Raw genomic sequence first — 17,781 nt, forward strand, 5'->3', positions numbered from 1 at the left:
AACAAACGTTGTGCAAAAGACACATCGTCTTAATTAAGCCTTAATTTATTGACCTAAGGTCAACAATTCGCGGCCTTTCAAAATCTTTTTTATTTAAGGCGAATAAAGCAAAGATATCCGGAAATCGCTTTTTTTCGGCCCTTCCGTCGATCCGAAATAATCCGTTAATCACGCGCTTGGTTAATCTTTTTGTTGAAACAAAGACACAAGAATCTACAACCCTGAATTGTCGGTTCATCCCGGGCCGACACGTGAATTGGGAAACGTAACCAGTCAACCTGAGGACACTTTCATGAGACCTACACTCAAACTGAGCAACTTTCTTGCGATCGTTGCAATCAGCTTTACGACCTCACTTCCAGTATCAGTACAGGCCGATGGTCCCTTTATCACGGCGGAGCAAGCTGCGCGTAAGGTCAACGTTGCCGGCCGTCAGCGCATGCTGTCACAACGTATCGCAAAGGCAGCCTGTTTCACAGCACGCGGGATCGAACCCAACGTGTACCGGGATCAACTAATCCAGGCCCGTGATCTATTTGAACAGTCCCAGGATGCGCTTCGGTATGGCAGCCTGGAAATGAAACTGCTGCCTGAAATACGTCCGTCCGTTTTGCTGGCCCAGTCCGAAGTTCTGAATTCCTGGTCCGGTTTCCGCGCACCGGTGAATGAAATCGTGCGTCGCGGCTATGCGGGCCCCAAAACTCTGTCCGATCTACAGACCAAAAGTCTGACTGTGCTGCGCGATGCCAACGAAGTTGTCTACAAGACTGCCATGGCATACGGTGGGCAGTCCAAAGACGTCTCGCTTGGGTTGACCCTGACGGTTGATATTGCTGGTCGTCAGCGCATGCTATCACAAAAAATGGTCAAGGAAGTCTGCCTGATGGGTCTAAGCGAAACACCAGCCGCGGTTGCCGAAACTTTGACCGAAACCGTCCGTCTGTTCGACGCGTCGCTGACCGCGCTTAAAAATGGTTACGCCGATGCAGGCATCATCCCGGCCCCGACGTCCGAAATCGCCGCGATGCTGGATACCGTCAGCGGTCAATGGGTGCAGCTGAAACCCTATTTCGACGCAGCTGCTGCGGGCGAAATTCAGGATGCCAGCACTTTGACAGTGATGGAGCGTCAGGCTGAAATCCTGCTGCGCGACATGAACCGTGCTGTGGGAATGTACGAAAACATCTAAACGCTGGCGATGCGCCGGTACCAAGACCTGTGGATGTGGGGGCGTCCGCAGGTCTTATTTATGTGCACCAATGTGATCCAGGACCAGGGCCGTCATGGCGTCGGGGTCTTCCTCATGCGCCAGGTGACCCAGATTTGGCACACGGGTGACTTTCGCATTTGGCAACAGACGGGCCGCATCATCAGATGTCTCGGGCGGGACGGCGCGGTCATTGTCCGCAGCGATCAGAAGAACATCGCTGTCGATCTCACCGAAGCGGTTCCGCAGTCCATCCAACGACCACTGCGCCATCATCAGAAGCGTGGCATCGACATGGTCGCGGTCGCCGATAAGGTTTTGATAATACCCCAGCCCTTCGTCGGTCAGGTAAGATCCGGTGCCTTCGATCAATCTTTTCACGCTTGAGGCATTCGATGCGCCTAGCGAAAACATACTGGCCGTAAAAGGGTTCAGCGCCAGCATCTTCGCAATCATCGGAAAAAGAAATCCGGCTAGCCCTTTGAAATTGCCAAGGGCCGCATTGAAGCAAATGACTTTTGCATCCACCCCAAGAAGGCACATCTGCAGCGCAATCGCACCACCCGCCGAATGTCCGATAATCGCAGCTGGCTGCCAGCCCTGATCGGAACACAGGGCCTGAATGTCTTCCGCCATCGGCGTAAGGCTGCATCTTTGTCGCGTCCCAAGCTGCGAAAACCCCTGACCCGGCAGATCAATCGCAACCACATGGTGGGTCTTTGCCAGGATCGGCATCATGTCACGCCAACTGTGGGTCGCCCCGCCCGCCCCGTGGATCAGCAGCAGAGTGGGCCCCTGGCCCATTTGCTGGATATGCCAGCGATGCGGACGGCTGTCGACAAAATGCGAATGGTCGGCATGCGGCCAGTCGTGTTTATGCTTGTCCCATTGCATGTGCTGGTTACGCGTCAAGCGCGCCGGAAATTGCAGCAGACAGTCGCCGCGCATCTGCACGGGGCAAGGCGAAATAGGTGCCATTCATGGTTTGCGCCAGATGCTTAAGCGGTGGTTGCGGTCGGTTGGCGGTATCGATAACAACCGATGGGGTCCCGGTCGCGCATATCCGTTTGGCAATCGTTTCGGCGTCTTCGGCGGCGGCTTTGCGATTGGGTGATCCATCCAATGCAATATTGGCGCGACCGTCGGTCAACATGGCGATGGCGGGTGTCAGACCGCGGCGCGTGGCCTCATCCGACATCTGCATCGCCGCCTTCAGCCCAGCGGCCAGCGGCGTGCCGCCGCCACCCGGCAGCGCGGCCAATTGCCGTTTTGCCTGCACCAGTGACCGTGTGGGATGCAACAACACCTCGGCCTGTTCCCCGCGAAACGCGATCAGCCCAACGTGGTCGCGCATGGCATAGGATTGGGCCAGCAAAAGCTCAACGGCGCCCTTGGCCTCGTTCAGCCGACTGACCGCGGATGAGCCCGAGGCATCGACGGCAAAGATAATCAACCGATCGGAATGCTGTTTGTACTGCTTTGTCCGTAGATCACTGGGTCGAACCTCAATCCGATGATCCGCTGACAGGCGCCGGATGGTTTGCCAGGGCGCCGCCGCGCGTAAAGTGGCCAGAAGATCGATGCGGGCGCGGCTGTCATATTTGCTTTGTCGCGCAGGCAACGGACGGCCCCGTCGATTTCCGCGACGCTCGGTTCCGGCGCCTTGGCCCTTTTGGCCAGCGGTCTGTGCGGCGTTCTTTTTTGACAATGCGTCCACCACACCGTCGGGCATCGCTGCTTTGATCGTTTCGATCAACATATCCTGGGGAATCTGCGCAAGGGTGTCCTGTGATTGCGGCATATCCTGCGTTTTGTCTTCCTCGGGTAAGTCTGGCGGGTCATCGTGATCTTGGGGCGGCAAGACAACCGCGCGGGCCGCAAAGACCAGTTCGACCGCCGCTTTGATATCGTCGACCCCAACACATTCACGCCCGAAAAAGGCAGCATGCGCGCGGGCTGCTTTCATGGCGAACAGAATGGCGCGCGGGCTATCGATGCCGAATGATGCGGCCAGATGCGTCAGGTCAGAGATATTCACAGGATCAAAACTCACCGCACCCAACCGTCGGCGCGCGGTGTCGATTGCCATGGGGTCAGGGTCCGACGGTTCCGCCAGGGTTGCAGAAACGCTCTCCAGATCAATGTGAAAGGCCAGCCGGTCCGTCAGGGTTTCGGGCGCGCGTTCGTCGTAATCGACGCCTTCGTCCACGGCGACCAGGCCGCCGCAGGTGCCATGATCAAGCCCCCGCGCCAATTTCACCGCCAGTGACGGATCACACCGTTCGGCCATCGTCAGCACCAGCGCGGCATTGGGCTGCATCAGGCCTGCCGTCCGAACAAAATGTCCCGACGACAGAGTCGCGGTCAGATCGAGGCCACCGAACAGCGCATCATCGGTGATGGCTGGATGAATCCGACGCACGGTCAACGGCAACGCCGAAAAACCAGCGGTCAGGCAATCACGTGCCGGACCACAGCGCGCGCGCAACCACATACCGCCCAGCCCGGCGGGATCAATGCACAATAAGGTCAGCGCCATATTGGCCCGCAGCCAGGTTTCAAGGGGTGGTGTCATCCCAACACACTGTCTACGACGCGCCCGACACGAGTGGATGACCCTGCCTCATCCAGCGGGTCGCGGCGCAGACGGTGGCGCAAGGCAATCGGTGCGATCTGACGAATATGCTGTCGTGTGACTTTCTTTGCGCCCTTATACGCCGCCAGGGCACGCGCCGTCCGCAAAAGCGTCAGTTCACCCCGCAGACCATCGGACCCAAGTGCAATGCAAAGTTCGGCACAATCATGCAGGGCCTCATCGGGTGTCGCAATGTTCGGCATAACCTTGCGCGCCTTTTCGATTTTCTTGCGAATTTTCAGATCTTCGCCCCGCCATGTTTCAAGAAATTTCTCGGGGTTCATCTCGTACGCATCGCGGCGGCGGATGACCTCGATCCGTTGATTGATGTCGGTGGGCGAGGTCACGTCGACGGATAACCCGAACCGGTCCAGAAGCTGCGGACGCAGTTCGCCTTCCTCGGGGTTGCCAGACCCGACCAGAACAAAACGCGCGGGATGGCGAATGCTAAGACCTTCGCGTTCCACAACATTTTCGCCGGACTGCGCGACATCAAGCAATAGATCCACGATGTGATCTTCCAGCAGGTTGACCTCATCAATATACAGATACCCGCGATTGGCCTGCGCCAGCAGACCGGGCTGAAACGCCTTTTCGCCGACCGTCAGCGCCTTTTCGATATCCAGTGCGCCGACGACGCGGTCTTCGGTCACGCCAAGGGGCAAATCCACGACGGGTGTGGGGCGGGCCACAATCTTTTTGCCTACGGCCCCCGCCCAGTCTGGGCAATCGTCGGGCGTCGCTGCATTCACAGGACACCCCTGCACCGCCTTGATCGTCGGCAGCAGTTCGGCCACTGCCCTGACGGCTGTTGATTTACCCGTTCCCCGGTCGCCAAACACCAGAACGCCGCCGATTTTCGGATCGATCGCCGTCAGGATCAGCGCCAGTTTCATTTCCTCTTGCCCGACAATGGCTGAGAAGGGAAAGGCCAGGGTCATGGTGTTTTCTCCGATTGTCGCAGGGGGCTTGTGCCGCCCCAGGTGCCCTGATCGCCAACGATGGCGAAGCGGGCGTAAAGTTCTTCCTTGAACCAGTTTCCGTCACGCACGGCTTGTATGGCCCTTGCGTGCGGCCCGTCGCGGCGGGCAAAGCGGGCCATGCTGTCGGTGTCAGGCCAGATCGAAAAAGTGACCTGATGCAGCCAGGGCACCTCGCCAATGCCGATTTTGAACAGAACATTGGGGTCACTGCCAATCACGTCCGAGATATTGGGGACCCGTTGCCAGAATCCTTGCAGGGCTTTCGGTTTCACGGTCGCGCGCGTCAGCGCTGCCAAAGGTCCGGCGGATGGCTGATCGGTGGGCGCAAAAGGCGCTGTGCCTGACCATTCGCCACGCGCTGATGTGGGCTGCAGAAAAACCGTCCAGTTTTCCGCCGACCTGCGGCGGTAGCGCTGAAAAATCGGTTGATCGCGCAGATGGTGTTCGGCCGTCCGCTGATCGGGCCAGACGCATAAAATGGCATAAACGGCTGTGTTCGGGATCGGCGTGAAACCTTCGCCGGTGCCCGACCCGCACAGCTTCCAGAATGTCAGGTCGGGAATGTTGCGCATCGCCAACCGCGCCACGCCCATCATCGCAAAGGCCCACAGCTTTGCCATGGGTGAAGCAAAGCGAAAAAGGCTTAGCGTTGCGGTCTGGGCCATTCTGACTCGGCTCCTGATCTGTCAACTCATCCTTACATATTTAGCCTGAATTACAACTCTATAAGTGAATATGCGCCAATTTGACATCTATTGTTGTAAACTTTAGTGGACAGTGTCACTCTGTCTTTATGGAACATCCTTTGTCTGATCCCTCAGATTCGTCGCACGCCATCGTCATCGGCGCAGGTCTGGGCGGCCTGGCCAGTGCGATGCGACTTGGCGCACTTGGATACCGGGTCAGCGTTTTTGACACGTTGGATAAGCCCGGCGGGCGGGGATCATCACTGACCAGAAATGGCCACCGGTTTGACTTGGGCCCGACGATTGTGACGGTTCCGCAGGTGTTCGAGGAACTGTGGGCCGCATGCGGGCGCGACTTTCACAAAGATGTCGATCTGCGCGCGCTTGATCCGTTTTATCAGATCCGTTGGCCCGATGGATCGCATTTCGATGCCAGCTACGATATCCGGGCCGAGGTTGAACGCCTGAGCCCAACGGACCTGAAGGGCTTTGACCGGTTCCTGCGCGACAGCGAAGAGCGGTATCAATTCGGATTCGAGGACCTGGGTCGTCGGCCTATGAACAAGCTGTTAGATCTGATCAAGGTTTTGCCAAGGTTTGTCGCCCTACGCGCCGACAGATCGGTTTATGCCCATGCCGCCAGGCGGGTGAAAGACGAACGGCTGCGCATGGCGCTGTCATTTCATCCGCTTTTCATTGGGGGTGATCCGTTCAAGGTGACCTCGATGTATATTCTGGTCAGTCATCTGGAAAAGGCGTTTGGGGTTCATTACGCAATGGGCGGCGTTCAGGCGATTGCCGATGCTATGGTCCGCGTGATCGAAAGCCAGGGGGGCTGGGTTCATTTCAACACCGAGGTTGATGAGATTTCCATTCAGGCAGATCGATGCACCGGCGTTCGGCTGAAAGGTGGCGAAGACATCCTGGCCGATATCGTTGTGTCCAACGCAGATGCGGGCCATACCTATACCCGGCTGCTGCGCAATCATCCAAAGCGACGCTGGACAGATCGCAAGCTAAACCGGCAGCGGTGGTCCATGGGTCTGTTCGTCTGGTATTTCGGCACCAAAGGCACGCGTGGCAAATGGCAGGATGTGGGACACCACACCATTCTGAATGGGCCGCGTTACAAAGGGCTGGTGCAGGACATATTCCTGAAAGGTCGGCTGGCCGATGACATGAGCCTTTATATCCATCGGCCCAGCGTCACCGATCCGACGGTCGCGCCCGATGGCGATGACACCTTCTATGTTCTCAGCCCTGTTCCGCATCTGGGGCACGACGCGGTGGACTGGTCGACCGAACGCGATGCCTATCGTGATAAGATGGCCGATGTGTTGGATAAGGTGATACCGGGATTTCGGGATCACCTGTCTGCATCGGAAATCTTTACGCCCGAGGAATTCAAAAGCCGATATCTAAGCCCCTTTGGTGCCGGGTTTTCGATCGAACCACGCATCCTGCAAAGCGCTTGGTTCCGCCCCCATAATGTCAGTGAGGAAGCCTCGGGCCTTTACCTATGCGGGGCTGGAACACATCCCGGCGCGGGCCTGCCTGGCGTCGTTTCCAGTGCCGAGGTTTTGGCGAAACTGGTGCCTGCGCCCGCAATCCCCCTTGCCGAACCATTGAAGGTTGCCGCGGAATGATTGCCCAACAGGATCTTCAGGAATGCCGCCAATTGATCCAGACCGGGTCACTGTCGTTTTACGCGGCCTCCAAGGTATTGCCCGCAAATGTGCGCGACCCGGCGATGGCGCTTTATGCGTTTTGCCGTCTGGCCGATGATGCCGTGGATCTGAATGATCAGAAAGCCAGCGCGGTGCTATCGTTGCGGGACCGGCTTGATCTGGCCTATGCCGGTCAGCCGATGAACACCGCACCCGACCGGGCCTTTGCGGCATTGGTCGAAGATTTCGACATGCCCCGCGCGTTGCCCGAGGCCTTGCTGGAAGGTCTGGCCTGGGACGCCTGCGAACGGCGGTACGATACGCTGAGCGATGTGTTTTCCTATTCCGCCCGCGTGGCGGCATCGGTTGGGGCCATGATGTGCGTCTTGATGGGTGTTCGTGACCCCAATGCGCTGGCCCGTGCCTGTGATTTGGGTGTGGCGATGCAGCTGACGAACATCGCGCGGGATGTGGGCGAAGATGCCAATGCCAAACGCATTTACCTGCCGCTGGACTGGGTGCGGGACGCAGGGCTTGAGGTCGAGACATTCTTTCGCGACCCGCTGCCAACCGAACCGGTACGTGCCATGGTCAGACGGTTGCTGCTCGAAGCTGACCGTCTGTATATTCGTGCCCAATCGGGTATTCCCGCCCTACCTTTTTCAGCGCGCACTGGTATCATGGCCGCGCGTTTGATCTATGCCGCCATCGGCACGCAGGTCCGGCGCAATGGCTATGACAGTATCTCGATGCGGGCGCATACCTCGAAGCTGCAAAAAGCCGCATTGATGTCGCAGGCCGCCGGATTGGTCGGTCTGGGTGCCGCGCTGCCACGATCCGCCGTGATTTATGCCAAACCATTGGATGAAGTGGCTTTTTTGGTGGATGCGGCCGCGATCCGCCCCAACCAGCAGAACAATTGGGGCGATGGGCGTGCGGGTACCTTACTGGGTGTCTTTGCCGAATTAAAGGCACGGGAACGGGCGCAAAGGTTGGAACATTCCAGCATGGAACCTAGTTAACATAACAATAATAAATAGGGGTTCTTATGGACTGGCTTGTCTTTCTTATATTCCTGGGTGCATGTGGCGGCGCGGCAGCCACTGGCGCACTTTTCCCGCCTGGAAAGTGGTATGAAGACCTGCAGAAACCAAGCTGGACACCGCCCAACTGGCTTTTTCCCATTGCGTGGACCGCACTTTATCTGATCATCGCCTATGCAGCTATGCGAGTGTCTTTGCTGGAAGGGGCGGCACTTGCCATGGCGTTCTGGGCCTTTCAGATATCATTGAACGGATTGTGGAGCCCGGTCTTTTTCGGTCTGCAAAAGATGAAATCAGCCCTGATTGTAATCGGGTTTCTGTGGGTCGCGGTTCTGGGGACACTTCTGACTTTTATCCAGATTGATATGGTCGCAGGTCTTCTGGTCGTACCCTATCTGATCTGGGTCAGTTACGCAGCAGCGTTAAATTTTACGATAATCCGCATGAACAGCGGCAGTGGGGCGGCGCAACCTGCGTCATAACCCTTGACCCTGACAACACTTTGGTTCACGCAGCACGTCAGATGAAATCGGGGGCCGAACGCGTGACAAACACCTTATATCAAGGCGATTTGCCGGATGATCTGGACCTTGGTCCGGTTGTTGCAATCGACTGCGAAACCATGGGGCTGAATCCGCATCGTGACAGGTTGTGTGTCGTGCAGATGTCGGGCGGCGATGGATCTGCGCATCTGGTTCAGGTGCAAAAGGGTCAGACATCGGCGCCCAATCTGACTCGGATGCTGGAAAATCCCGATGTGCTGAAGTTGTTTCACTTTGGACGGTTCGACATCGCCGCGATGTATCACGCCTTTGGTGCACTGACCGCACCCGTCTATTGTACCAAGATTGCATCACGTCTGATCCGCACCTACACAGACCGCCACGGGCTGAAAAATCTGCTGCAGGAGTTGCTGGAAGTCGATATCTCAAAACAGCAGCAATCCAGTGACTGGGGTGCAAGGACGCTGACAGAAGCCCAGATTGCCTATGCCGCGTCGGATGTTTTGCACCTGCATCAGCTGAAAGAAAAGCTGGATGACCTTCTGATCCGGGAAGATCGCATGGAAATTGCGCAGGCGTGCTTTGATTTTCTGCCGACACGGGCCAAGCTGGACCTTGCAGGTTGGCCGGATACCGATATTTTTGCACATTCCTAAGCCCGTCGGCAGTCCTTTGCTGGTAAGACAGGCAGCATGCTTTGCGGTTTGTCAAAGGACAGGTAGGGTAAAGTCATGGGCGGTTCAGGGTTAGATGATGGCAACGTACGATAATGCCTATTCGCGATTTGTCGCCTTTGTGAAGATTGTGCTGCCATTGGCGGCGCTGGCATTGCTGTCGACATTGTTTCTGTTTTCACGGCCGCAAGAAACCGATCTGACCATTCCCTATGCCGAGGTCGAGGCCATCGCGCGGGAACAGATTATCGGCGAGCCGACCTATACCGGTGTGACCCGCGATGGATCGGCCATCGCCATCGGCGCCAAAAGCGCGCGTCCGCAGCATGGCAATACGTCGCATATGCTGGCCGATGAAATTGTCGCGGTGATCCAGATGCCGGGCGGTACGATCTATGATATCAATGCCACTGCAGGTCGTGTTGATACATCTTCCCGGCAGGCTTTTCTGAGCGGTGGTGTGCAGATTGTAACCTCGGATGGTTACGATATTCAGACCAGGGGTATTGTAACATCGCTTAGTCAGACAAATCTGCAAAGTGATGGTGCCGTTTCTGCCGAAGGGCCGCTTGGGACGCTGGATGCAGGTGGCATGCATATGACCGGAACAGGAACCGACGAATACCTTCTGGTTTTCAATAAGGGTGTAAAGCTGGTATATACTCCGGCAAACTAAAGGACCTTATTTTGCGACTCGCTATTTTCATCTGTATTTTGTCTGCCTGGCCGGCTCTGGCACAGCAGGTGGCCTTTGGCGGTATGCAACAGGACCCAAGCGCCCCGGTCGAGGTCAGCGCAGAACAGCTTAGCGTCAATCAGTCGGATGGGTCTGCTGTTTTTACGGGCAATGTTATTGTGGGCCAGGGTGAAATGAGGCTAAGCGCAGCAACGGTTCGGGTCATTTATGCCGAAGAAGGCAATGCGATTGAACGGATGCAGGCACGTGGTGGTGTCACCTTGGTAAATGGCACCGAGGCCGCCGAGGCCGCCGAGGCTGACTATAGCATCGACAGCGGTGTGATTGTGATGCGTGGCAATGTTCTGGTGACTCAGGGCCAAAGCGCCATCAGCGCCGATCAGATGACAGTCGATCTGAAAACCGGACTGGCCCAGATGGAGGGTCGCGTTCGCACAATTCTGCAAACTGGTGAAAACTGATGCCCGCGCCTGATCTGAAAATCGAACAGGGGCAGGTTGGTCTGCGTGTCGTCAACCTGCGCAAAAGCTATCGCAAAAAGCTGGTAATTCGCGATGTCAGCCTAAAACTGGACCGAGGCGAGGTCGTAGCGCTTTTGGGTCCGAACGGATCGGGCAAAACGACATGCTTTTATTCGATTGCCGGACTGATCAATCCCGAAGGGGGTCAGGTTTTGATCGACGGGCGTGATGTCACCAACTTCCCCATGTATCGCCGCGCCAAGCTGGGCATCGGATATCTGCCGCAGGAAATGTCAATCTTTCGCGGGATGACAGTCGAAGACAACATCGCCGCCATTCTTGAGATTACAGTCGACGACAGGCACAAACGCCGCGAACGGCTGGAAGAGCTGCTGTCAGAGTTTTCTATCGAACATCTGCGGCGCGCCTCAGCCTTGGCGCTGTCTGGTGGTGAACGGCGGCGCGTTGAAATCGCCCGCTGTCTGGCGGCAAATCCGAAATATCTGTTACTGGACGAACCCTTTGCCGGGGTCGACCCGATTGCGGTTGGCGAAATTCGCGGGCTGGTTTCCGATCTGAAAAAACGCGGTATTGGTGTACTGATCACCGATCACAACGTCCGTGAAACGCTGGAAATCGTCGATCGTGCCTATATTTTGCATGACGGTCAGGTGCTGATGAGCGGCACAACAGAAGAGGTCGTACAGGACGAAAATGTCCGTCGCGTCTATCTGGGTCAGACCTTCCGCATCAGCTAAATTAATCAGTTCAAAATATTTCCACAGAAAACTGCGAAAACTAACGCAAAATTTCCTTATTCTGACGACACGTTGACGATTGAACCTGTATGACGCCGCTAAAGTCCGGCCGATCACGACATAAGACCAAAAGCACAGCGCCCAGGCGCCTTAGATCAAGGAATAGATTGACATTACCCGCCTAGATGACACCAACTATATGGGATGCATGAGGAAACCCAATTCCACGCAAGACCAGTTCAGACAGGTCTTGCATTGCCAGCAGATGCATTTGCGTTTGGATGGCCAAATGCGTCTCATATTTAGCGCTGCCCGTACCGATCCGTCGGGCCGCTTGTCATTTGCAGGGAGGTAAAATGCGTTATCAGATCACCGGAAAACAGATTGATATTGGCGATGCTCTTCAGACGCATGTGAAGACCGAACTTGGGTCTGTCGTCGACAAATACGCAGAACGTCCGACAGACGCCAATGTGATCTTTTCAAAAAGCGGCCATGAATATGTGTGTGAAGCGACAATTCATCTTTCCACGGGTTTGACCGCCCAGGCCAAGGCCCATTCGCATGATATCTATCCCGCGTTTGAAGACTGCTGCGACAAGATGGAAAAACAGCTGCGCCGCTATAAGCGCCGCCTGAAAGATCATCATCGCAACAGATCACAACCGGTTGAACAATTCGGCGCGTCATCATATATCCTGGCTTCATCGGACAGCGCAGAAGAAAGTGAAACTGACACACTGCAACCCATGATCATAGCTGAAATGGAAACGAAGATCCCTTCGCTTTCCGTTGGTGAGGCAGTCATGCAAATGGAATTGGCAGGGGCGCCGGTTCTGGTTTTCAAAAACGAAGGTAAATCCGGGTTAAACGTCGTATATCGCCGTGATGATGGCAATATCGGATGGATTGATCCACAAAACGCAACCTAAAGCGGTTCGCCGCGACAAACAGACTGTATGGCATGGAACTGGTAGATCTTCTTAACCCCAACGCAATCAAAGTCATTGGACAAGTCAGCAGTAAGAAACGACTGTTCAAAGACATCGGTGAAGTTGCCGAAAGTGCCTACGGTCTGGCTGCGCCCGCGATCCTGGATGCGCTTCTTGATCGCGAAAGCCTTGGACCGACCGGTGTTGGGCATGGTGTTGCCCTGCCACATGCGCGTGTTGATGGGATTGACCGGGTCGTGGGTATTTTTCTGAGGCTGGAAAAACCGATGGACTTCGACTCGGTCGACCGACTGCCTGTTGATCTGGTCTTTGCGCTGCTGGCCCCGCTTGGGTGTGGGGTCGAACATCTTCGTGCCCTAGCTTTGGTGTCCCGCACGATGCGGGATGCGTCGCTATGCGCCAAGCTGCGGTCGAACGACGACGCCGCAATCCTGCACGCTATTCTGACTGAGGGTCCTGCGTCACAAGCGGCGTAGGTTTCCAATCGTCGAACCCGAAGGCGATGTAGTCTTTCTGATAGGCCGCGCGCACGGCGGTCTCAATCTGCTGATCATAGATCGTGGATAGCTTAAAGCGGCTTGGCAGTGGCTCGGGCTTATAGTCCGGATTTGGCAACAAAAGACTGTCCGTCAGATATGTCAGCCCTGCCGCAATATTATCTTCGCGGATCAGTATATCGGGCACGACGGCCTGTGACATACCCTGCAGGATATGGCTTTGACTGGCCCAGGCTGGATCGACACGAATGCCAGTCTGCGCATTCAGATTGGCTTTCACGAACGTCAGATATCCCAAGAATGCAGTCTTGTGATCGGCCTTGGTATAGGTCTTATCCGGATTATTCTTTGGGATGGGCAGCTTATAGTATTGCCGCAGATGCTGGCGGATCGCCGGATAGCAGTCCGGACCGCGCCTAAGGATATGGCGGCAGAACGATGTATAGGCGCGCGCAACAGGATGGCGTAGCACCGTAAAGGCCAAGTGTGACCCGTGCGTTTCCTTCCACCTTTTCAGCTTTTTCTGCTGAAATCCGGTTTGCAGTTCTTCGACCGACGTCCCATCAACCTTGGACATCCATGTCTTGATCGCCTCATTCGGTCCGCCCGCGATGGGCAGATACAACAGCGGCGCGGTTGTGGTGGTGATGTAAGACGGGACATTCGGGCCGCGCCGAGGTTCGAAATTGGGCGGTTTGAACAGATCGAAAATCTCAAGCGTTGCTTCGACCTGATCGTAGTTTTCTATTTTATCCTTCAGGGGCTGGGGGTTCTGCTTTTTCAGCTTTGTTGACAGCTTGTCCAGACGATCCTCAATCCCAAGATATCCCGCCAATCCGTTGATAACCTGCACATCATTCAGGTCGTCGTAATCCAGAAAAAACGCCGTCTGACCGGTTTTCTGCAGTTGTGATTTGATGTGGCCGTAGAATGCGTTCAGTTCATCCAGATACGCAGAGAGCGCATCTTGATCGAAGTGTATTTTTGCGGATTTGCGATATTTGGCATTCGTCAGCTTCCACTGATCCGTCTTACGCGCAATTTCGCGTGACACAAAACTGTCCAGCGGATTTCGCGTCAGAACGATCTTTGCACAAGCGGGGTCCGTCAGACACTGATCCATGATCCGTGGATCGTGATCCTGAAAATACCGAAACCCGCCCAGGCCATCATCGGCCTTTATCGCATCCAATAAGGCCTGCGGATTGCTTTGACGGTCTTCCAGCGTCATACCCAACAGGCTGTCATGTTTTGGATAGCCGATGAAACTGGGATTGAAGGCCTCACCAAAACAGGTCACGCCAGCAAAGGCATTCAGATAGCTTTCCAGCAGGTTCGACCCCGTACGCATCCCGGCAAACATTACAAAATAGTCAAATTTTTCAGCCATCTAGCGTTGACCTGATGCGGATCTTGGTGGGTTGACATAGCGTCGGCGCGGCAGATCGTTCAATGGAAAATCCCCCATCAGATAGGGGTGCATACCATCATTTTTCAGCTTCTGCAGAAACGCGCCCAGTTGCGAAAGATCGGCCAGTTTGGGGCTTTCCAGCACAGGCCTGGACGGCATTTTAGCATTTTCGTCCAAAATAATCCGTAGACAGTCCAACGGCGCCGAGGTGAATTCGGCCAAAGACCATATCCGATACGTCGCCCGTGTATCGGGGTGCCGCAGACGATCCAGAAACGCCCGTTCTGTCTTTTGCAAAAGGGCGGCCTTGGCGCGGATGGTCGAAAAATCCTGATCCGAATTCAGCAGATCAACGGCCCAAGCGCCGCTGATGACCGAGATATGCGCATTCTGATCCCGCGCCATCAGTTCAGTGACATGCTGCTGATCTTCGGGGCCGAATTTAAAGGCCTGATGCTGACCGCGGGTGTTCCAGATCAGATTGATCAAAAAATCCTCGGACGCGTAATCACGTATCTTGACGTTGTCCGACAGGCCGCCCGCAAAGACTTTCTGCTGCCCCTGGAATTCGACGCGATCAGGGTGGAAAAGATGCCCATGCGGCGAAAGGCCAGTGGCCGACGTCAGCCATTGATCGAAATTGGTGATGACCGAGTCAAACCCCTGAAAGACATAGTATTTATCACTTGTGACACCGTTTTCCCGGCCCCTGATCGGGAACCGGCTTTGCATGCGCAGACCAGGTCGCCCCCTGGTTCTGCGCACAACGGCTTTTTCGAAGACCCGGTCAATTTTTTGCGGCATCGGGTCTGATCGTCGCGTGAACTCAGACGGCGGGGCCAGGAATTCACGATAAAGCCTGTCTGCCGCTGGCCAGATCTTGCGTGCGATAAAGCAATCGGACCGGCGCAGAAGCGGCAAATGATCATCGTAAAAAATATGCGGCTTGCCCTGAAAATCGAATTTTGACAGGGTCAGTGACCGGCTTTCAATCGTTTTGGAATGTTTGCGAACAAGGGTCTGAAAATAGCTTTCATCCGGAATCCATGTCTTTGAAAAATAACGATCATACCCGGCACGCTGATCATCGTGCAGGATGTTGGAAAGTGTTTTGGCCGTCAAACACCACCATTGCGATCCCAGGTGCAGCACCAGATCAGAGGGCGTTTTTCGTTTGATCCCCAACCTGCGCTGCAGCTGAACCGCACGGTCGAAAATCCATCGCTGCTGCTTCCACGAAAATGGGAAATAAAGAGTAAAGCGTTCTTTGTGCAGGCCGCCCATTGTCCAGGGCACATCTTCGACCGACGCACTTTCGATGAAATCTGTTGTTGGATGTTTTGACAAATAGTCCCTGAATTCCGAAACAGGCCGAAGAGGTAAACAAGACCCGGACGATAAAAGAACATGGCCAAGGTCCGGATAACGGTCCAACAATATCTGACCAGCCATTTGACCGGCCGCGACCAAACCCCAGGTGCCCCATTCGCATCGAAATTTCTGGAACATTGTGACGTTGGGCAGATCATCAAGCGCGCGTTGCAATCGGTCAAAGTCAGGCTGGGCCACAGCACTGTCGACATGAATGGCGACGGGGCAATCCTGGTTGGCCCAGTGGCGCGCGATCTGTTCGGCCCGATCAAACGCGGTGTGCACCAACATGATGACGCCAACTGTCACGCCAAACCTCCTTTTACGCCCAGTTGCCCTTGGACATTAATCCAAGAACCTCAAGTTGTCTCCAATTGGCGTATTTTTCGGACTGATCGCACCAGATTTCAGGCGGCTTCTGCAGGTTTTCAGCATATCCCTGATATTCGCGGCTGGCGGCATAGTGTTCTTTGCGTTCAAGTTCTTCGGCGGCTTTGTCGATGAAATCATCCAGAAACTTAGCATGCAGCAGGCAGCCAGACGTTTTTTCACCGCCCCATTGATCGTAAACCAGGTTCAGCCCGCGCGGCAAAAGCATATGGGTCGAGCTGGCATAGGCATAGCGTCGGTTCCATTTCACCAGTGGAATTTTATTCAAAGCGGGAGCCAGTGCAGGTTCGTCACTAAAAAACACACGCGCCCGCGGTCCGCCTTGGATCCAAAGGTTCCCGTAAAGCGAATTCTTTGAGATGGTGTAGTTGCCGGTATCAAACCACTGCAGAATCTCAAACGGGCTTTGATCGGGCTGATAGGCTGTCTGCCCCACCGTACCCTTTGGATACATGTCCAGAACCAGGGTGCCAAAGGACCGGATGGACGATGCATCAAGCCAGTCTGTCAGCGCTTGAATAGGGCGCGTATCACAGAACGGATAGACCAGAAATTCATCGGCATCGACGACCAGTGTCCAGTGGCCGTGGGCATATTTTTTCTGCAGCCATAACAGCCAGTCCACACCAAACCGCGACCGCTTATAGCTGCCCTTTGCGCTCCAGACGGACACATCAGATTGATCGGCCAGAAAATCAGGTGTTCCATCGTCGCTTTCATTATCAACGATGATAAAATGGTTAATCCCCATGTCTCGGTAATATTTCAGAAAAAATGGCAAACGAACCCGCTCATTCCGTACGGTAGAAAACAGCAGAATATCGTCAGGCGCGATTGATTTTGTTTTATCCGAAAGGCCAAGCAGCTGCTTTCGTTTACGCCAGGCCCGCAAAAGGAAGCGCTTTCTTCGCAGACGCAACTGATATGCCTTTACGGGATTCACAACAAACCTTGTACGGAACGGATACACAAATATAGCTGTATCGTTATCAAGGCCCTAAGGTTTTTTTGAAGTGATCCGGCCAGTTTGGCATTTTTATTGGTGATTTTCCCATATCGCTACATACCGCATGATGGATTGCCGCTGCCCACGCTTGTGCTGTCATGTCATTCATGAAGACCGGATAATCGCCAAGAACTTCCCGAAAAACGGGCAGGTCTGAACAAATGGCTGGCGTTCCAAGCAAGGCCGCTTCGGCAGCAGGCAGACCGAAGCCTTCGGCCAAGCTGGGGAAAAGCAACGCTTTGGCATTTTGTATCAGTGCGGCAACCGCCGTATCTGACAGGCCCGATAATTGGTAAACGCCTTTCGGTTTGGCGGCTAAACGACGGAAAACCGCTTCATTTGCCCAGCCCTTTGCGCCAACGATCAGCAATGTTGCAGGTGGCGCATGTTGTTCCCAGACATCCAGAAGCAGTGCGTGGTTTTTACGTGGTTCAACCGTTCCCAAGATTATGAAGTAAGGCTGCGTCAGATCGAAATCACTTGGCAAAGCTGCCCGATCAGGCCGCGGCATATCAACACCAAGATGGGCGACAATGGCCGGTGGAACGTGACCTATCTGTTGAAAGTGCCGCTCGACGTTCTGTTGGGTGTCGTAAGAGTTATAGATGACCTGATCGGCATAGCGGCTAATGCGCTTTAACATATGAAGAAATTTTTGCGGGGCCTCCGGCGTCTGAAATTGTGGGTAATCCAGCGGGATCGCATCATGGACGAAAATATGAGTCGACCCACCGGATATGTTTGCCGCGGCCATCAGCACAGAATCAGACAGGTTCGAATGTGCGACGTTCCAATATTGCGTGCCAGCGGGCAATTGGTTGAAGGTTTTATTGGCTGAT

At 55.0% G+C, this 17,781-nt stretch carries 18 protein-coding genes; 10 read left to right on the forward strand and 8 right to left on the reverse strand.

The window, feature by feature from the left end:
* The first annotated feature begins 292 nt into the window (after window positions 1-292).
* A complete protein-coding gene (locus H7848_RS00090; RefSeq protein ID WP_208347043.1) occupies window positions 293-1,189 on the forward strand; it encodes a type IV pili methyl-accepting chemotaxis transducer N-terminal domain-containing protein in 897 nt (298 codons plus the stop codon).
* A 54-nt stretch (window positions 1,190-1,243) separates the two neighbouring features.
* Here the strand turns inward: H7848_RS00090 and bchO are convergent, their stop codons facing one another.
* Genes bchO through crtA form a run of 4 tightly spaced genes read right to left on the reverse strand, consistent with a single transcriptional unit; the run spans window position 1,244 to window position 5,490 of the window.
* Window positions 1,244-2,185, reverse strand: a complete 942-nt coding sequence (gene bchO / locus H7848_RS00095) for an alpha/beta fold hydrolase BchO (RefSeq protein WP_336512039.1) — start codon at window positions 2,183-2,185, stop codon at window positions 1,244-1,246.
* Entirely contained in the window at window positions 2,109-3,782 is a 1,674-nt protein-coding gene (locus tag H7848_RS00100) for a magnesium chelatase subunit D (RefSeq protein WP_208347045.1), read from the reverse strand. Before H7848_RS00100 ends, bchO begins: the two co-directional genes overlap by 77 nt.
* Window positions 3,779-4,783: a magnesium chelatase ATPase subunit I gene (gene bchI / locus H7848_RS00105; RefSeq protein WP_208347047.1), complete on the reverse strand. Its 1,005-nt coding sequence runs from the start codon at window positions 4,781-4,783 to the stop codon at window positions 3,779-3,781. Before bchI ends, H7848_RS00100 begins: the two co-directional genes overlap by 4 nt.
* Window positions 4,780-5,490 (reverse strand): spheroidene monooxygenase, encoded by a 711-nt coding sequence (gene crtA, locus H7848_RS00110; protein WP_208347049.1) that lies wholly within the window; start codon window positions 5,488-5,490, stop codon window positions 4,780-4,782. Before crtA ends, bchI begins: the two co-directional genes overlap by 4 nt.
* A 128-nt stretch (window positions 5,491-5,618) precedes the next feature.
* Between crtA and H7848_RS00115 the strand changes: the two genes are divergently transcribed.
* The 9 genes from H7848_RS00115 to H7848_RS00155 all read left to right on the forward strand — a co-directional run bounded on the left by H7848_RS00115 (window position 5,619) and on the right by H7848_RS00155 (window position 12,743).
* Window positions 5,619-7,157 (forward strand): phytoene desaturase, encoded by a 1,539-nt coding sequence (locus H7848_RS00115; protein WP_208347051.1) that lies wholly within the window; start codon window positions 5,619-5,621, stop codon window positions 7,155-7,157.
* On the forward strand, window positions 7,154-8,200 hold the full coding sequence (crtB, locus tag H7848_RS00120; protein WP_208347053.1) for a 15-cis-phytoene synthase: 1,047 nt from the start codon (window positions 7,154-7,156) through the stop codon (window positions 8,198-8,200). Before H7848_RS00115 ends, crtB begins: the two co-directional genes overlap by 4 nt.
* 26 nt (window positions 8,201-8,226) lie before the next feature.
* Window positions 8,227-8,703: a tryptophan-rich sensory protein TspO gene (gene tspO, locus H7848_RS00125; protein ID WP_208347054.1), complete on the forward strand. Its 477-nt coding sequence runs from the start codon at window positions 8,227-8,229 to the stop codon at window positions 8,701-8,703.
* 62 nt (window positions 8,704-8,765) lie between these two features.
* Window positions 8,766-9,380, forward strand: a complete 615-nt coding sequence (locus H7848_RS00130; protein WP_208347055.1) for a ribonuclease D — start codon at window positions 8,766-8,768, stop codon at window positions 9,378-9,380.
* Window positions 9,381-9,477: 97 nt separating this feature from the next.
* On the forward strand, window positions 9,478-10,074 hold the full coding sequence (gene lptC, locus H7848_RS00135; protein ID WP_208347056.1) for an LPS export ABC transporter periplasmic protein LptC: 597 nt from the start codon (window positions 9,478-9,480) through the stop codon (window positions 10,072-10,074).
* Between the two features lie 11 nt (window positions 10,075-10,085).
* Entirely contained in the window at window positions 10,086-10,556 is a 471-nt protein-coding gene (locus H7848_RS00140; RefSeq protein ID WP_237072478.1) for an LptA/OstA family protein, read from the forward strand.
* Window positions 10,556-11,314: an LPS export ABC transporter ATP-binding protein gene (lptB, locus tag H7848_RS00145; protein ID WP_208347057.1), complete on the forward strand. Its 759-nt coding sequence runs from the start codon at window positions 10,556-10,558 to the stop codon at window positions 11,312-11,314. Before H7848_RS00140 ends, lptB begins: the two co-directional genes overlap by 1 nt.
* 356 nt (window positions 11,315-11,670) lie before the next feature.
* Window positions 11,671-12,246 carry a ribosome hibernation-promoting factor, HPF/YfiA family gene (hpf, locus tag H7848_RS00150; protein WP_208347058.1) on the forward strand — a complete coding sequence of 192 codons (576 nt, stop codon included), beginning with the start codon at window positions 11,671-11,673 and terminating at the stop codon, window positions 12,244-12,246.
* 32 nt (window positions 12,247-12,278) lie between these two features.
* On the forward strand, window positions 12,279-12,743 hold the full coding sequence (locus H7848_RS00155) for a PTS sugar transporter subunit IIA (RefSeq protein ID WP_208347059.1): 465 nt from the start codon (window positions 12,279-12,281) through the stop codon (window positions 12,741-12,743).
* On the opposite strand, the gene H7848_RS00160 is transcribed toward H7848_RS00155, so the two are convergent.
* From H7848_RS00160 to H7848_RS00175, 4 genes are all read right to left on the reverse strand, one after another.
* A complete protein-coding gene (locus H7848_RS00160) occupies window positions 12,706-14,154 on the reverse strand; it encodes a sulfotransferase family protein (RefSeq protein WP_208347061.1) in 1,449 nt (482 codons plus the stop codon). The genes H7848_RS00155 and H7848_RS00160 overlap by 38 nt on opposite strands.
* Window positions 14,155-15,855 carry a DUF5927 domain-containing protein gene (locus tag H7848_RS00165; protein WP_208347063.1) on the reverse strand — a complete coding sequence of 567 codons (1,701 nt, stop codon included), beginning with the start codon at window positions 15,853-15,855 and terminating at the stop codon, window positions 14,155-14,157.
* A gap of 13 nt (window positions 15,856-15,868) precedes the next feature.
* Window positions 15,869-16,855, reverse strand: a complete 987-nt coding sequence (locus tag H7848_RS00170) for a glycosyltransferase family 2 protein (protein ID WP_208347065.1) — start codon at window positions 16,853-16,855, stop codon at window positions 15,869-15,871.
* A 70-nt stretch (window positions 16,856-16,925) separates the two neighbouring features.
* A complete protein-coding gene (locus tag H7848_RS00175) occupies window positions 16,926-17,696 on the reverse strand; it encodes a glycosyltransferase family 4 protein (protein ID WP_237072492.1) in 771 nt (256 codons plus the stop codon).
* Window positions 17,697-17,781 lie beyond the last annotated feature (85 nt).

The organism is Pseudaestuariivita rosea (assembly GCF_017592335.1).
Taxonomy (GTDB): domain Bacteria; phylum Pseudomonadota; class Alphaproteobacteria; order Rhodobacterales; family Rhodobacteraceae; genus Parasulfitobacter; species Parasulfitobacter rosea.

Excerpts from the sequence above, each read along its gene's own strand:
- H7848_RS00100 (WP_208347045.1), bottom strand. The coding sequence starts at position 3,782 with ATGACACCACCCCTTGAAACCTGGCTGCGGGCCAATATGGCGCTGACC.
- H7848_RS00155 (WP_208347059.1), top strand. The coding sequence starts at position 12,279 with ATGGAACTGGTAGATCTTCTTAACCCCAACGCAATCAAAGTCATTGGA.
- bchO (WP_336512039.1), bottom strand. The coding sequence starts at position 2,185 with ATGGCACCTATTTCGCCTTGCCCCGTGCAGATGCGCGGCGACTGTCTG.
- bchI (WP_208347047.1), bottom strand. The coding sequence starts at position 4,783 with ATGACCCTGGCCTTTCCCTTCTCAGCCATTGTCGGGCAAGAGGAAATG.
- hpf (WP_208347058.1), top strand. The coding sequence starts at position 11,671 with ATGCGTTATCAGATCACCGGAAAACAGATTGATATTGGCGATGCTCTT.
- lptB (WP_208347057.1), top strand. The coding sequence starts at position 10,556 with ATGCCCGCGCCTGATCTGAAAATCGAACAGGGGCAGGTTGGTCTGCGT.
- H7848_RS00090 (WP_208347043.1), top strand. The coding sequence starts at position 293 with ATGAGACCTACACTCAAACTGAGCAACTTTCTTGCGATCGTTGCAATC.
- crtB (WP_208347053.1), top strand. The coding sequence starts at position 7,154 with ATGATTGCCCAACAGGATCTTCAGGAATGCCGCCAATTGATCCAGACC.
- H7848_RS00160 (WP_208347061.1), bottom strand. The coding sequence starts at position 14,154 with ATGGCTGAAAAATTTGACTATTTTGTAATGTTTGCCGGGATGCGTACG.
- H7848_RS00115 (WP_208347051.1), top strand. The coding sequence starts at position 5,619 with ATGGAACATCCTTTGTCTGATCCCTCAGATTCGTCGCACGCCATCGTC.
- lptC (WP_208347056.1), top strand. The coding sequence starts at position 9,478 with ATGGCAACGTACGATAATGCCTATTCGCGATTTGTCGCCTTTGTGAAG.
- crtA (WP_208347049.1), bottom strand. The coding sequence starts at position 5,490 with ATGGCCCAGACCGCAACGCTAAGCCTTTTTCGCTTTGCTTCACCCATG.
- tspO (WP_208347054.1), top strand. The coding sequence starts at position 8,227 with ATGGACTGGCTTGTCTTTCTTATATTCCTGGGTGCATGTGGCGGCGCG.
- H7848_RS00175 (WP_237072492.1), bottom strand. The coding sequence starts at position 17,696 with ATGGCCGCGGCAAACATATCCGGTGGGTCGACTCATATTTTCGTCCAT.